The organism is Bradyrhizobium sp. ERR14, assembly GCF_014198235.1.
GTDB lineage: Bacteria > Pseudomonadota > Alphaproteobacteria > Rhizobiales > Xanthobacteraceae > Bradyrhizobium.
This window is the reverse complement of the sequence record NZ_JACIHD010000007.1, coordinates 212,110-227,433: the sequence shown is the minus strand read 5'-3', so window position 1 is coordinate 227,433 and position 15,324 is coordinate 212,110. Positions and strand designations below refer to the sequence as shown.

Below are 15,324 nucleotides of genomic sequence, written 5' to 3'. Positions count from 1 at the left end.
CATGCGCCTGACTGCCGGATCGCCTGCACGCCTCGGCGCAAGCTGGGACGGACGCGGCACCAATTTCGCGCTGTTCTCCGCGAACGCACAGAAGGTCGAACTCTGCCTGTTCGACACGCAAGGCCGCCGCGAGCTCGAGCGCATCGAGCTGCCGGAAAGAACCGAAGATGTCTGGCACGGCTATCTCAACGACGTCTCGCCCGGCCAGCTCTACGGTTATCGCGTGCACGGCCCCTACGAGCCCGAGCACGGCCACCGCTTCAACGCGAACAAGCTGCTGCTCGATCCCTATGCCAAGCGGCTCGCGGGACGCCTGGTCTGGAGCGATGCGCATTTCGCCTACCGCACCGGGAGCCCGCGCGAGGATCTGTCCTTCGATCGGCGCGACAATGCCCGCGGCATGCCCAAGGCCGTCGTGGTCGACGAGACCTTCAACTGGGGCCGCCGCGAGATCCGTCCCAATATCCCCTGGGAAGACACCGTCATCTACGAGGCTCACGTCAAGGGTTTGACCCAGAAGCGCGACGACGTGCCGCCGAACCTGCGGGGCACCTATGGCGGGCTGTCTTCGCCGGCGATGATCGAGCACCTGAAGAAGCTCGGCGTCACCACGGTGGAGCTGCTGCCGGTGCACAGCTTCGTCGACGACCGCATCCTGGTCGAGAAGAAGCTCGCCAACTACTGGGGCTACAACTCACTCTCCTTCTTCGCGCCGGAGCTGCGCTACGCCCAGGACAATGCGCTCGACTCCTTCCGCACCACGGTGGCGCGCCTGCACGATGCCGGCATCGAGGTGATGCTCGACGTCGTCTACAACCACACCGCCGAGGGCAACCATCTCGGCCCGACGCTGTGCTACCGCGGCATCGACAACGCCTCCTATTACTGGCTCAACCGCGAGAACCCGCGCTATTACGACGACTTCACCGGCTGCGGCTCGTCGGTGAATCTCACCCATCCGCGCGTTCTGCAGATGGTGATGGATTCCCTGCGCTACTGGGTCGAGGTCTGCCACGTCGACGGCTTCCGCTTCGACCTCGCCACCACGCTCGCGCGCGGACCGAACGGTTATGATCGCGGCATCTCGTTCCTGACCGCGATCCGGCAGGATCCGGTGCTTGCGACCGTCAAGCTCGTCGCCGAACCCTGGGACCTCGGCCTCGGCGGTTACCAGGTCGGCGCATTCCCCTCGCAATGGTCGGAATGGAATGATCGCTATCGCAGCGCCATGCGCCGCTACTGGAGCGGCGAAGGCAGCCTGATCGGCGACATCTCCAGCCGGATGACGGCATCGTCCGACCTGTTCAACCATGACGGACGGCGGCCGCGCGCCAGCATCAATCACATCACCGTCCATGACGGCTTCACGCTCGCCGACCTCTTCAGCTACAACGAGAAGCACAACGAGGCCAACGGCGAGGACAACCGCGACGGCTCCAACGACAACCACAGCAACAATTGCGGTGTCGAGGGGCCGACCGATGATCCTCAGATCCTCGCCCTGCGCCGTCAGCTTCGCAAGAACGTGCTGGCTTGCCTGATGCTGGCGCAGGGCGTTCCGCTGATCCTCGCCGGCGACGAGGTCGGCAACTCGCAATCCGGCAACAACAACGCCTATTGCCAGGACAACGAGATCGGCTGGGTCGGCTGGGACAATCTCGGCAAAGAGGGCGACGACATGGTCGATTTCGTTGGCCATCTCGCCGACATCCGCCGCCGGTTCTCGCAGCTTCGCAGCCATCGCTGGCTCGACGGCCGCCCCGCAGACGGCGTGTCGTACGGCGCATTGTGGCTGACACCTGCGGGCGACGAAATGACTGAGAACGACTGGAAATTCCCGGAGGGAAGATTCCTCTCCTATGTGATGGGCCCGGTGGAACCGGGTGGGGCCGCGATCTTTATCGTACTGAACGCCGCCCCCGAAGAGATCGCATTCAAATTGCCCAAAATGACCGAATACAAGAGCTGGCAGCAGATCTTGAACACGACCGATGCCAAGCTGAATACGGTCGAGTTCCCGCCCGGGAGCGACAGCAAGGCGCCGCCGCGCTCCGTGCTCGCCTTCGCGGGGGCGCTATGAGGCCATCCTTCGGGGCGAGGCCGACAAAGGACGGCGTGTCGTTCCGCCTGTGGGCGCCTGGCGCGCGGCGTGTCGACCTCCTGCTCGACCGAAGACACGCGATGCAGCGCCGGCAGGATGGCTGGTACGTGGCCGAGATTTCCGGCCTCACCGCCGGCAGCCCCTACAAGTTCAGGATCGACGACGAGATCGAGGTACCCGATCCCGCCTCGGCCTTTCAGCCCGAGGATGTTTTCGGGCCGAGCGAGGTGATCGATCACGACGCCTTTTCGTGGCGTGCGCGCGATTGGCGCGGCCGCCCCTGGGAAGAGACGGTGCTGACCGAGACCCATGTCGGCACCTTCACCTCCGAAGGCACTTACCGCGCCATGATCGACAAGCTCGATCATCTCGTCGCAACGGGCATCACCGCGCTGGAATTGATGCCGCTGGCCGATTTCGCCGGGCGCCGCGGCTGGGGCTATGACGGCGTGCTTTGGTATGCGCCCGACAGCGCCTATGGCCGGCCCGAAGACCTGAAGACGCTGATCGACGAAGCGCATCTGCGCGGTCTGATGGTGTTCCTCGACGTCGTCTACAATCATTTTGGGCCCGAGGGGAATTATCTCGGCCGCTATGCGCCGGCCTTCTTCACCGACGCCCACACGCCCTGGGGCAGTGCGATCGACTATCGCGTGCCGCAGGTGCGCGCATTCGCGGTCGAGAATGCGCTGTCCTGGCTCAGCGACTACCGTTTCGACGGCCTGAGGCTGGATGCCGCCAATCACATCATGGCGATCCCCGGCGAGCAATCGATGCTGCAGGACCTCAGCGTCGCCGCAGGCGAGCTTGCCAAGGCCACGGGGCGGCACATCCATCTCGTGCTGGAGAACGGCGACAATCGCGCCAGCCTGCTCGACGCGGCGCAGGAGCCGCCGAACGGGAAATATCGGGGACAGTGGAACGACGACTATCACCACGTCTGGCACGTGATGCTGACCGGCGAGCTCGCCGGATACTACGCGGATTATCAAACGCCGCGGCTCGATCTCGCCCGCGCGCTGGCCTCCGGCTTCGTCTACCAGGGCGAAGTTTCGGAGTTCTGGGGCAAGAAGCCGCGCGGCGAGCCGAGCGGCAAGCTGCCGCCGGCGACCTTCGTCAATTTCCTGCAAAACCACGACCAGATCGGCAACCGTCCGCTCGGCGACCGGCTCGAGAGCCTGGCGTCGCCGCAGCAGATCGAAGCGGCGCTTGCAGTGACACTACTCGCGCCGATGGTGCCGATGCTGTTTCAAGGCGAAGAATGGGGCTCCACGGCCCCTTTCCCCTTCTTCTGCGATTTCCACGGCGAACTGGCCGATGCCGTCCGCAAGGGGCGCAAGCAGGAATATGCCTGGGCTTACGAGAAGTACGGCGACGAGGTGCCCGACCCGCTCGATCCGGCAACGCTGCAATCAGCCGTGCTCGACTGGACCGGCCGCACGCCGCAGCAGGACGCGCGGCTCGCGCTGGTCCGGGAGCTGCTCGCGCTTCGCCGCAAGGAGATCATGCCGCGGCTGAGGGGCGCGAGCTTCGGCGAGGCCGAGGCGGCCGACAGCGGCCTGCTCACCGCGCATTGGCGCATGGGCGACGGCACCGTGCTTCGCCTGTCCGCCAACCTGTCGGACCAAGAAATCATCTCCAATATCAGCGCGGGTACGCCGATCTGGGGCGGCGAGATCGGCGACCGGCTTGCCCCCTGGTCGGTGGTCTGGCGCCTCGGAGGTTAGGATGCCTCCCGCCATTCCGCTCGCGACCTACCGGCTTCAGCTCACCGCGGATTTCGATTTCGACAAGGCCGCCGCGGTGGTGCCCTATCTGAAAGCGCTGGGGATCACGCATCTCTATACCTCGCCGGTGATGAAGGCGCGCAAGGGCTCGACCCACGGCTACGACACCGTCGATCACAGCCAGTTCAGTCCGGAGCTTGGCGGCGAAGTCGGCTTCGCCCGGCTGAGCGAGGCACTGACCAAGCACGACCTCGGCCTCATCATCGACTTCGTGCCCAACCATGTCGGCGTGCATTTCGCCGACAATCCCTGGTGGCTCGACGTGCTGGAATGGGGCCAGGCTTCGCCTCACGCGGTCTCCTTCGATATCGACTGGGATCAGCTCGCCTACCGCGCCCGCGGCGGCGTGCTTCTGCCGATCCTGGGGGCGTCCTATGGCGAGGCGCTCGAGCGCGGCGACATCGAGCTGCGCTACGATCCGGACCAGGGAAGCTTTTCCGCCTGGTATTTCGAACATCGCCTGCCCGTCGCGCCGGAGCGCTATGGCGAGATGCTGCGCATGATCGTCAAGGAAGCGGATGCCGCCGAGACGGAGGCCGGCAAGCGCCTGCTGTCGCTCGCAGCGCGCTATACCGGATTACGCCGCCCCAACCGCAAGGAAGCCCCCGCGTTCAAGGCCGAGCTCAGGGAGATCCCTGGTGCTGCCGAAGTCATCGCACGCGGCCTCGCCGCCTATCGTGCCGCCAAGGATCGTCCCGCACCGACGCTGGCGCTGCATCATCTGCTGGAGCGCCAGCACTACAAGCTCGGGCACTGGCGGCTTGCCTCCAGCGATATCAACTATCGCCGCTTCTTCGACGTCAACGGGCTCGCGGGTCTGCGCGTCGAGGACGCGAGCACCTTCGCCGCCACGCACCGGCTGGTGAAGCAGCTCATCGCCAGCGGCAAGCTGCAGGGCATCCGGCTCGATCACATCGACGGCCTGCGCGATCCCGCGCAATATTGCCAGCGGCTGCGCCGGCTGGTGCGCGACGCGCAAGGAAATACAAAGCCCTTTTACACGGTGATCGAGAAGATCCTGTGCGAGCACGAACGCCTGCCGCACTTCGCCGGGGTTCAGGGCACCACCGGCTATGAATGGATGAACGTCATCACCCATGCGCTGGTCGAGGCCGGGGGACTGGGGGCGCTGGACGAGACCTGGCGGCAGGTCAGCAACCGGCCGCCGCGGCTTGCGCCTTACGTCAAGGACGCCAAGCGGCGCGTGCTGGAGACGCTGCTCACCAGCGAATTCACCGTGCTGACGCGCCTGCTCGCGCGCATCGCCAACGGGCATTACTCGACGCGCGATTTCTCCGCCGACAGCCTGCGGCAGGCGCTCGAGCTCTATGTGCTGCATTTCCCGGTGTACCGCACCTATCTGACCAACAGCGGCCCGACCGCGCCCGACCGCAAGCTGATCGACGACACCATCGCGCGCGCCCGCGCCGAATGGTTCGCCGCGGACGAAGGCATCTTCGACTTCCTGCGCGACGCCTTGACCATGGACCTGCTCAAGCCCGGCCGCCCCCCGCACAGCGCCCCGCGCGTGCGCCGTTTTGCGCTGAAAGTGCAGCAATTCACCGGGCCGGTGATGGCGAAGTCGCTGGAAGACACCGCGTTCTATCAATTCCACCGCTTGCTCGCGCTGAACGAGGTCGGCGGCGATCCCGCCAGCACCGGGCTCACGATTTCCGCCTTCCACGAGACCATGCAGGCCCGCGCCAGGGAATGGCCGCTGGGAATGACGGCGACCGCCACCCACGACACCAAGCGCGGCGAGGACGCCCGGGCGCGCATCGCGGCGATCAGCGAGATCCCCGGCGAATGGACCAGCGCGGTGGCGCGCTGGAAGGTGCTGAACGCGCCGCACCTCACGCTCCACGGCAATTACCGCGCGCCGTCGGCGACGTTCGAATACATGCTCTACCAAACCCTGCTCGGAGCCTGGCCGCTGCACGGGCCGGTCGATGCCGGCTTCGTCGAGCGCATCCAGGCCTATGCGCTGAAGGCCGCGCGCGAGGGCAAGGAAGAGACGAGCTGGCTCAACCCGCATGAAGCCTATGAGAACGGCATCAAGAGCTTTATCGACAAGATCCTCGATCCTGCACTGTCAGGGGAATTCCTGGATTCGCTGCAAACGCTGGCCCGACGCGTGGCGCTGCTCGGCGCCTTGAATTCTCTAAGCCAGCTCACCCTCAAGGCGACGCTGCCCGGCGTGCCCGACTTCTACCAGGGCACCGAGTTCTGGGACCTGTCGCTGGTCGACCCCGACAACCGTCGCCCGGTCGACTTTGGCGCGCGGCACGCGGCGCTGGATTCGTTGGACGATCCGGATTGGCGTGGCCTGATCAAGAGCTGGCCCGACGGCCTGCTCAAGCTGGCCTGGACACGGCGTCTTCTCAAGCTGCGCAATGAACTCGCCGACGTCTTCGCTCAAGGCGACTATCAGCCGCTGGCGGTGCGCGGCGCACATGCCGACCATGTCATTGCCTTCGCCCGCCGCCATGGCCGCGCTGCGGCGATCGTCGTGGTCGGGCGTCAGTTCGCGCCGTTCACCCAAGCCGGCCGGGAATGGCCCGCGCTGGAGGGATTTGACGCGACCGTCGATATCACAGGCTATGCCGCGACGGGCCATGAGGGCCACGAACTGCCGGTCACCCAGGCTTTCGGTGATCGTCCCGCCGCTGTCATCGAGGCCCGCACGGCAAGCGCCATCAGGCCCGCGCGGCCGCGCGTGCGCGCCTGAAGCTACTTTCCGTCGTCCTTGGTCAGCAGCAACTGCCCGCGCTTCCTGATCGTGGCCTGCGCCATCTCGGCAAAGCGCTGCAACAGCCAGGGCAGCACCACCTGGACCTTGACATGGTCTTCAGCGACGTCGACCTGACCCGTCGCGATCTGTCCGAGCGCGCGAATGCGAAACGCCATGCTGTCGCCGGTCCAGCGCTCCTCCTCGACCTGCATCACGGGAATGCTGGCTGCCGCCCGGCCGAGCCCGGCCTTGAGCCGGCGCACCGCCTCCTCGCGGCCGAGACGGTGCGGAATAGAAACGACAAGCGGTGCTGACATGGCCCTGCCCCGTGATGATCAATCCTCACATAGTCATGCCGGACGAAGCGGCAAAGGTTCCATGCAACTTGGACCTGTGGCCCTGTTTCAAACCCGGAACTTAAAAACCTGCGGCAAGTTGCCCTCGCACAAGGGGACAGGTGCAAACGACCCTTTCAACAAAGGGCTGAGGAGATTCGCATGTCAATCGGTACGATCATTCTGATCATTCTGGTCATCGCCCTGCTCGGCGGCTTCAGCGGCATCGGCGGCGGCCCGTTCTACGGCACCGGCTATTACGGCGGCGGCGGCCTCGGGCTGGTCATCGTCATCCTGTTGATCCTGCTGCTGATGGGACGGATCTAGGACGAGAACTCGTAGGTGGGCAAAGGCGCTCTTGCGCCGTGCCCACCTATTCGTCGTAATGAAAAAGATTCGTTACAACGAAAAAAACGTGGGCACGCTTCGCTTTGCCCACCCTACAGGCGCGGTGCCCGGAGCGCGACCTACTTCTTTTTCCCCGCAAGCTTCTTGATCGCCGCCTTGATCGACGCGGCCGCATCGTCATAGTCCTCCCACGCCTTTGACCGCGGCAGCAGGCCCGGCACGGTCCGGAGCGTATAGCGCTTCGGATCGAGATCGCTCTTCACCTGCGCCCAGGTGACGGGCATCGAGACCGTTGCCCCGGCGCGCGCCCGCGGCGACAGCGGGGCCACCGCCGTCGACATCCGGTCGTTGCGGAGATAGTCGAGGAAGATCTTCCCCTTGCGCAGCTTCTTCGACATGTTGAGCAGATAGCGCTCTGGATCGTCGTCGGCCATCCACTGGCAGACGCCTTGCGCGAAGGCCTTGGCTTCCTTCCAGCTCACCTTGTCGCGCGCGCCGTGAAGCAGCGGCACCACCACATGCAGGCCCTTGCCGCCCGTGGTCTTGCAGAAGCTCTCCATGCCGACATCGGCCAGCCGCTGCCGCATCTCCTTGGCGGCCTCGACGACATCGGCGAACTCCACATCCGGCGCCGGATCGAGATCGAACACCAGCCGGCCCGGCGTATCGTAGGCATCAGGTGCGCAATTCCAGGGATGCAGCTCGACGCCGCCGATCTGCGCGACGGCGGCCAGCCCTTCGACGCGATCGATCTGCAGATACGGTTTGCGATCGCCTGAGACCTTGGCCAGCTCGAGCAAATTCGAGGTGCCCTGCATCGCGTGACGCTGGAAAAACGTCTCGCCGCCGATGCCATCGGGCGCACGCACGATCGAGCACGGGCGCCCTTTCAGATGTTCGATCATCCAGTCGCCGACCGCCTCGAAGTAGCGCGCGAGATCGAGCTTCGTCGCGCCCTCGCCGTCACCGCCGTCCGGCCACAGCTCCTTGTCCGGCTTGGAGATGACGACGCCCATCACCTCGGCGGTGCCGGTGTCCTTCGATCGCTTGGCCGTCTTTGCCGCGCGCTTGCTGGGGGTGGGCTCGGCAAGCTCGGTGTCGACAGGCGTCTCGGCCTCGACCTCCTCGGCCGGCTTGTCCTGCCGCAAGCCCTTGAACGCGGCCTGGCGGATATTGCCGTCGGCGGTGAAGCCGGCGAACTCGATCTCGGCCACGAGCTCCGGCTTCAGCCAGTGCACCTCGCGGCTCTTCTTCGGCGCGTTCTTGCCACCGAAGGGGCTCTCCTTGGCCTCCATGGCCTTCAGGGACGGCATGATGCGCTTGACCTTGTCGGCGCCAAAGCCGGTGCCGACCATGCCGACAAAGACGAGATGATCGCCGCGATGCACGCCCGCCATCAGCGAGCGGAATTTGCCGTTGGTGGTCTTGTAGCCGCCGATCACGACCTCGTGGCCGGCGCGGCACTTTGCCTTGGTCCAGCTCTCGGTGCGGCCGGAGCGATAGGGCGCGTCCAGCTTCTTCGACACCACGCCTTCCAGCTCAAGCTTGCAGGCCGATTGCAGCACCGCATCGCCGCCGCTTTCGAAATGCTCGACATAGCGGATCTGAGCCGATTTCCGCTTGCGCGCTCCCAGCAGCTGCTTCAGCCGCGCCTTGCGCTCGCCGAGCGGCAGACGCCGAAAATCGAGATCCTCCGCGAACAGGAGGTCAAAGGCAAAGAAGATCAGCTCTTCGGTCTTGCCGTCCGACAGCGCGGCCTGGAGCGAGGAGAAATTCGGCGCACCGTCGTGATCGAGCGCCACGATCTCTCCGTCGATCATCACGTCCGGCAGCGCAGCCGCCTCCTTCGCGATCGAGGCGAACTTGTCGGTCCAGTCGAGGCCCTTGCGCGTCTTCAGCGTCGCCTTGCCGTCCTCGACCCGGAGCTGCACGCGGTAGCCGTCGAACTTGATCTCGTGGCACCAGCCTTCGCCGGCCGGCGGACGCTCGACCGACGTGCAGAGCTGCGGCGGCACGAAGTCCGGTATCTCGGCGATCTTCTTGCCGTTGGTCGCAGTTGTGGCTTTCTTCCTCGCCGTCCTGGTCTTGACGATCTTGCCGCCCTTCAATGCCGTACGTGGCGCCGGCTTGACCGTTTGCCCTTTCGCTTCCTCGGCCCGGTTGGATTGCCAGACCGCGTCGGCTTTGGTCTTCGCACCCTTGGCCAGCATGAACGGCTTTGGCGCGCGCCCCTTGCCCTCGGCGATCTGCTCCATTGCACGGCCGGAGGCGACGGACTTGTCCTCATCGAGAATGTCGTTCTTGGCCCCTTCACGGACAAATTCGTCGCGGTGCTTGATCAACAGCCAGTTGGTGCGCTTGCCGCCGGTACGGTCGTTGCGCATGCGGACCAGGACCCAGCTTCCGTGCAACTTGTCTCCATGCAGGGTGAACTTCAAATCGCCCTTCTTGAAGCCGCGTTCGGGATCTTCCGACTCCCAGGTGCCGCGATCCCACAGCATCACCGTGCCGCCGCCGTACTGCCCTTCCGGTATCGTGCCTTCGAAATCGCCATAGTCGAGCGGATGGTCCTCGACCTCGACCGCCAGCCGCTTGTCGTGCGGATCGAGCGAGGGACCCTTGGTCACCGCCCAGGACTTGAACACGCCGTCGAATTCGAGCCTGAGATCGTAATGCAGCCGGCTCGCGTCATGCTTCTGGATCACGAAGCGGCGCTGCTTCGACGGCGTCACCGCCGTTTTGCCCGACGGCTCCGGCGTCTTCTCGAAATCACGTTTCTGTCGATAGGTGGAGAGTTTTTGCAGCACGACCGGTCCCGCTTCTCTTTCGGGGCTTCAAGCCTATCACGGCCAAAGTCCCATCCGGAACCAAAACCCCGCGGGGCGGTTGGGGTTCCAAAACGCCTTGAAAACGCTGGAGAATGGAATGGCCCCGCGCGCCTATTGGAAGGGAACGTTGAAGCTCTCGCTGGTCAGCTGTCCGGTCGTGCTTTATCCGGCGACCACGGCGGCCGAGAAGACGCGGTTTCACCTGATCAACCGCGAGACCGGCAACCGGCTCAAGCAGCAGATGATCGATGCCGAGACCGGCGATGTCGTCGAGAGCGACCAGAAGGGCCGCGGCTACGAGCTGCGCAAGGGCAAATATGTCGAGATCGAGCCGGAGGAGCTCGAGGCGGTCCAGATCGAGAGCAACCATACCATCGACATCGAGAGCTTCGTGCCGAGCGATGAGATCGACCAGCGTTACCTCAACCATCCCTATTATCTTGCACCCGACGGCAAGGCCGCCGTCGATGCGTTTGCGGTGATCCGCGACGCCATGAAGGACCAGGAGCGCGTGGCGCTCGCCAAGATCGTGCTCACCAACCGCGAACACATCATGGCGATCGAGCCGCTCGGCAAGGGCCTGCTCGGCACCACGCTGCGCTTTCCTTACGAGCTGCGCGACGAGGACCAGTTCTTCGACGACATCAAGAGCCCGAAGATCACCAAGGACATGGTCGAGCTTGCCGGCCACATCCTCCAGACCAAGGCCGCCCATTTCGACCCCGGCAAGTTCAAGGACGAGTACGAGAACGCACTGAAGGCGCTGGTGAAACTCAAGGCCAGCGGCAAGAAGATCGAGCTGCCGGAACCCGAGGAACGCCCCAGCAACGTTGTCAGCCTGATGGATGCGCTGAAGCAGAGCCTGAAGGGGCGTGGCGGCAAGAAGACGGCGGCGAAGTCGCATGCCCGCCGCGCGACCGGACGGCAGCGAACCGCGAAGAAGGCGCATCGGTCCACGGCGCGACATCGGAAGGCGGGTTGAGGAAACTGCTCGCCCAGCACTTCGATATCGTAGGGTGGGCAAAGGCGCAACGCGCCGTGCCCACCAACTTTCCATGATCGCGACAGATCGTGGGCACGTTTCGCTTTGCCCACCCTACAGCTCCTCAGGATGAGGATCGACAGCTAATCCCCCGCCTTCAACCGGTACCCGATCCCCGTCTCGGTCAGCACATATTGCGGCCGTTCCGGATCGGCTTCGATCTTCTGGCGGAGCTGGCGGACATAGACGCGCAAATACTGCGCGTCGGTCAATTCGTCCCACAGCTCCTTCAGCAGAAAGCGGTGGGTGAGCACCTTGCCGGCGTGCTGCACCAGCACGCGCAGCAGGTCGTATTCCTTCGGCGACAGTTTTATCTCACGCTCGCCGGTTTTGACGATGCGGCGGACGAGATCGACCGAGAGATCGCCGGTGCGAAACACCGGGCGCTCGCCCTGGACCTGGAGCTGGTGCCGCAGCGCGGCGCGCAGGCGGGCCAGGAGCTCGTCCATGCCGAACGGCTTGGTCAGATAATCGTCGGCGCCGAGATCGAGCGCCTGCACCTTGCCGGCTTCGTCGCCGCGGCTCGACAGCACCACGATCGGCACGCCTTCGTTGCGGGCACGGATGGTGCGCAGCAGTTCGTGTCCCTGCACGTCGGGCAGGCCGAGATCGAGGATGATCAGCGCGGGCTCCTCAACGAGCTTCTCCAGCGCGATCTTGCCGTTCGACGCTTCCAGGATCTCATAGCCTTGCGTCGTCAGCCCCATCCGCAGCAATTTGCGGATCGGCGGCTCGTCGTCGATGACCAGGACCTTGATCGGCGCAGCGCTCATGCGGCGGTATCCAATGCGCGGCTCTCTGCCGGAACGGGAAGACGGATGGTGAGGACGGCGCCACTGCGGTCGCTGCGGTTGGCGGCCGAGATCGTGCCCCGCATCGCCTCGACGAAGCCGCGCGAGATGGCGAGCCCGAGCCCCGTGCCGGGACGGACATGATCGCCTTTCTGCACACGGTAGAACTTGTCGAACACGCTATCGAGCTCGTCAGGCGGGATGCCGGCCCCCTCGTCCGCGATCTCGAGCACGACATGATCGCTGTCGCGCCGGCTGCGGATCGAGATGGTGGTCTCGGGTGGCGAATATTTCGCGGCATTGTCGAGCAGGTTGAACAGCACCTGCTCGAACAGCACCGCATCGAGCTGCAGCATCGGCAGATCGGCGGCCAGCACCAGCTCGACCTCGTGCACGGTGAGAATCTTGGCTGCACGCCGCAGCGCGCTACCCACGATCTCGCTGAGATCATGTAGCGCAGCATTGGGCACGATGGCGCCCGATTCGAGCTTGGTCATGTCGAGCAGGTTGGCGATGAAGCGATTGAGCCGCTCGGATTCGTCGATCACGGTCGCGAGCAGGTCGCGCTTCTCGGTGTCGGAGAGGGCGCCGGCGAGATCGCGCATGGTGGAGGCCGCCCCCAGCACCGAGGCGAGCGGCGTCTTCAGATCATGGGAGATCGAGGTCAGGAGCGCCGCGCGCAGCCGCTCGGACTCGACGGTGCGCTTGACGCGGTCCATGTCCTCGACCAGCAGCACGCGCTCGACCGCCAGCGCGCCCTGATCGACCAGCGCGTCGAGCAGGCGGCGCTGGTCCGGTGTCAGCAGCGGACCGGTCCGGTCGTCGTCGATGCCGATGACGCCGATCGGGCCGCGCCCGGTGCGCATCGGCAGGAACAGCCGTTTTGCCCCCGGCAGCGTGTCCGAGCCCCGGCCGGCGGGGCGGTCATTGCTCCAGGCCCAGTTGGCGGCGGCAAGATCGGCCTGATCGAGCTCGTCCTCGGGCGGATAGCCGGATTTCACCGTGAGCATGCCCTCGTCCGGCAGCAGCAGCACCACCCGGACTTTCAGCATCAATGCGATCTGGTAGGCCGTCGCCCACAGCACGTCGTCGAGCGTCGCGGTGCCGGCGAGCTTGCGGCTGAAGGCGTAGAGCTGCTCGCTCATTCTGATCCGGCCGATGGCGGCATCGGCCTGGGTGCGCACGCGCGCTGCGACATTCGATACCACGAATGCGATCAGCATGAAGAAGAAGAACGCCGCGACGTTGGTCGGATCGGTGATGGTGAAGGTGTAGACCGGCGGCAGGAAGAAGAAGTTATACGCCAGTGACGCAGCAACGCTTGCCAGCAGCGACGGCCACAACCCATAGCGGACGGCCACGGCAACCACCGCGGTCAGGAACATGAGATCAACGTTCTCGATGCCGAAATACGGCTTGATGGCCACCGCTGCGGCAAGGCCGAGCGCGGTGATCCCGAGCGCCTTCAGATAAGGAATTGCATCGAACGGCTCGGATCGTGCCGCGGTCTGCACCGCCGTCTTCGGCGCCGGCTCACTCGTCAGCTCGTCACCTGGAATGACGTGAACGCTGATATTGCCGGCGCGGCGCACCAGATCATGCACCACCGAGCCGCGCGTCATCTCGAACCAGCGCGAGCGCGTCGACTTGCCGATCACGATCTGGGTGACATTGTTGCCTTGCGCGAAATTGACGACGTCGTCGGCAATACGGCGGCCGACAGCCGGAATCGTCAACGCCTCGCCGCCGAGCGATTCCGCGAGCCGAAGCGTATCGGCCAGCCGGTCGCGCTGCTCATCGGACAATTGCAGCGATCGCCGCGTCTCGATCGAAACCGCAGTAAATGGCGCATGCAGCCGGTCCGCCAACCGTTTGGTGTAGCGCACGAGACCGGCCGCGCGCGGATCCTCGCTGACGCAGACGAGAATGCGCTCGCCGACGGCCCAGGGCCCGGGAATCGCGTTGGCCTGCATGTGGTTGAGGAGCTGCTCGTCGACCCGCTCGGCCGTACGTCGCAAAGCGAGCTCGCGCAACGCCGTCAGGTTCCCTGGCGAGAAATAGTGCTCCAGTGCCCGCTCGGCCTGCTTGGGCACATAGACCTTGCCCTCCTTCAGGCGCTGGATCAAATCGTCGGGCGTGAGGTCGATCAGCTCGATCGCGTCGGCGCGATCGAACACCGAGTCCGGCACGGTCTCGCGCACCCTGACATGGGTGATCTGCGCGACGACGTCGTTCAGGCTCTCGATGTGCTGGATGTTGACGGCGGTGTAGACGTCGATGCCGTGGGACAGCAACTCCTCGACGTCGAGATAGCGCTTGGGATGGCGGCTGCCGGCCGCGTTGGTGTGGGCGAGCTCGTCGACCAGAGCGATCTGCGGCCGGCGCGCGATCACCGCATCGAGATCCATCTCCTCGACGATCTGCCCGCGATAGTCCAGCCGCTTGCGTGGGACCATCTCGAGACCGCGCACCAGCGCCTCGGTCTCGGCGCGGCCGTGGGTCTCGACGAAGCCGACCACGACGTCGATGCCGGACTTGCGCTTGGCGTGGGCGCTTTGCAGCATCTCGTACGTCTTGCCGACGCCGGGGGCGGCGCCGACAAAGATCTTCAGCTTGCCGCTCGCGCTCCCTTCCCGCCGCGCCGCTTCCAGCAGCGCCTCGGGCGACGGACGTTGTTCGGGATCGCGGCGCTCTCGGACCATTTTTCCAATATAATCATCTGCGTGACGCGAGCCTAGACCGCTACTTGGCGGCGGCGCGATCCAGCGAGAGATTCAGTGCCAGAACGTTAACCCTGGGTTCGCCAATCAGGCCGAGCAAGCGGCCTTCGGTATTGGCGGTCACGATCAGCTTGACCTGATCCTCCGGCATATTCCGCGCCTTGGCCACGCGCGGCACCTGGAATTGCGCCGCTTCCGGCGAGATATCAGGATCGAGGCCGCTGGCCGACGTCGTCACCAGGTCGACCGGCACGGTAGCGCTCGGATTCTCGGCCTTGAGCTTGTCTACATCTTCCCTGAGCCGGTCGGCCAGCGCCTTGCTGGTCGGGCCGAGATTGGCGCCGCCCGAATTGGCGGCGTTGTAGGGCGCGGGCACCGTCTTGGTCGAATCATTGGGGTCCGGCGCAACCGTCGCCGAGGGACGGCCGTGGAAGTATTTGTCGTCCCTGAACTCCTGCCCGATAAGGGCGGAGCCGATCACCTTGCCGTCCTTCTCGATCAGGCTGCCTTGGGCCTGCGCGGGGAAGAGCGCGCCGGCGATGGCCGTCATCGCCAGCGGATAGGCAAGGCCTGTGATGGCCGTGAGCACCAGCAAGAGGACGATGGCGGGGCGGATTTCTCTGAGCATGTTGGTCTCCTAA

The 15,324-nt window shown here is 65.1% G+C and carries 10 protein-coding genes; 5 read left to right on the top strand and 5 right to left on the bottom strand.

Going from position 1 to position 15,324, the window contains the following annotated elements; genetic code table 11:
* The first annotated feature begins 1 nt into the window (after nt 1).
* The 3 genes from glgX to treY are packed head-to-tail and all read left to right on the top strand — an operon-like array spanning nt 2 to nt 6,616.
* Nucleotides 2–2,080 (top strand): glycogen debranching protein GlgX, encoded by a 2,079-nt coding sequence (gene glgX / locus GGD62_RS21470; protein WP_018318518.1) that lies wholly within the window; start codon nt 2–4, stop codon nt 2,078–2,080.
* The gene (gene treZ, locus GGD62_RS21465) at nt 2,077–3,828 is read left to right on the top strand and encodes a malto-oligosyltrehalose trehalohydrolase (RefSeq protein ID WP_183710064.1); all 1,752 of its coding nucleotides are present in this window, start codon (nt 2,077–2,079) and stop codon (nt 3,826–3,828) included. Before glgX ends, treZ begins: the two co-directional genes overlap by 4 nt.
* 1 nt (nt 3,829) lies before the next feature.
* Entirely contained in the window at nt 3,830–6,616 is a 2,787-nt protein-coding gene (treY, locus tag GGD62_RS21460; RefSeq protein WP_183710062.1) for a malto-oligosyltrehalose synthase, read from the top strand.
* Nucleotides 6,617–6,618: 2 nt separating this feature from the next.
* Here the strand turns inward: treY and GGD62_RS21455 are convergent, their stop codons facing one another.
* On the bottom strand, nt 6,619–6,936 hold the full coding sequence (locus tag GGD62_RS21455) for a polyhydroxyalkanoic acid system family protein (protein ID WP_018318515.1): 318 nt from the start codon (nt 6,934–6,936) through the stop codon (nt 6,619–6,621).
* 180 nt (nt 6,937–7,116) lie between these two features.
* Between GGD62_RS21455 and GGD62_RS21450 the strand changes: the two genes are divergently transcribed.
* Nucleotides 7,117–7,281: a DUF3309 family protein gene (locus GGD62_RS21450; protein ID WP_018318514.1), complete on the top strand. Its 165-nt coding sequence runs from the start codon at nt 7,117–7,119 to the stop codon at nt 7,279–7,281.
* Nucleotides 7,282–7,421: 140 nt separating this feature from the next.
* On the opposite strand, the gene ligD is transcribed toward GGD62_RS21450, so the two are convergent.
* A complete protein-coding gene (gene ligD, locus GGD62_RS21445; protein ID WP_183710060.1) occupies nt 7,422–10,109 on the bottom strand; it encodes a DNA ligase D in 2,688 nt (895 codons plus the stop codon).
* Nucleotides 10,110–10,227: 118 nt separating this feature from the next.
* Here ligD and GGD62_RS21440 point away from each other — a divergent pair, with 118 nt between their 5' ends.
* Complete coding sequence (locus GGD62_RS21440) at nt 10,228–11,112, top strand: Ku protein (RefSeq protein ID WP_183710058.1); 885 nt, start codon at nt 10,228–10,230, stop codon at nt 11,110–11,112.
* A gap of 143 nt (nt 11,113–11,255) precedes the next feature.
* Here the strand turns inward: GGD62_RS21440 and GGD62_RS21435 are convergent, their stop codons facing one another.
* Genes GGD62_RS21435 through GGD62_RS21425 form a run of 3 tightly spaced genes read right to left on the bottom strand, consistent with a single transcriptional unit; the run spans nt 11,256 to nt 15,311 of the window.
* The gene (locus GGD62_RS21435) at nt 11,256–11,945 is read right to left on the bottom strand and encodes a response regulator (RefSeq protein WP_183710047.1); all 690 of its coding nucleotides are present in this window, start codon (nt 11,943–11,945) and stop codon (nt 11,256–11,258) included.
* The gene (locus GGD62_RS21430; protein ID WP_183710045.1) at nt 11,942–14,665 is read right to left on the bottom strand and encodes a sensor histidine kinase KdpD; all 2,724 of its coding nucleotides are present in this window, start codon (nt 14,663–14,665) and stop codon (nt 11,942–11,944) included. The genes GGD62_RS21435 and GGD62_RS21430 overlap by 4 nt, the downstream gene beginning before the upstream one ends.
* Before the next feature lie 40 nt (nt 14,666–14,705).
* Nucleotides 14,706–15,311, bottom strand: a complete 606-nt coding sequence (locus tag GGD62_RS21425) for a K(+)-transporting ATPase subunit C (protein WP_183710043.1) — start codon at nt 15,309–15,311, stop codon at nt 14,706–14,708.
* Nucleotides 15,312–15,324: the final 13 nt, after the last annotated feature.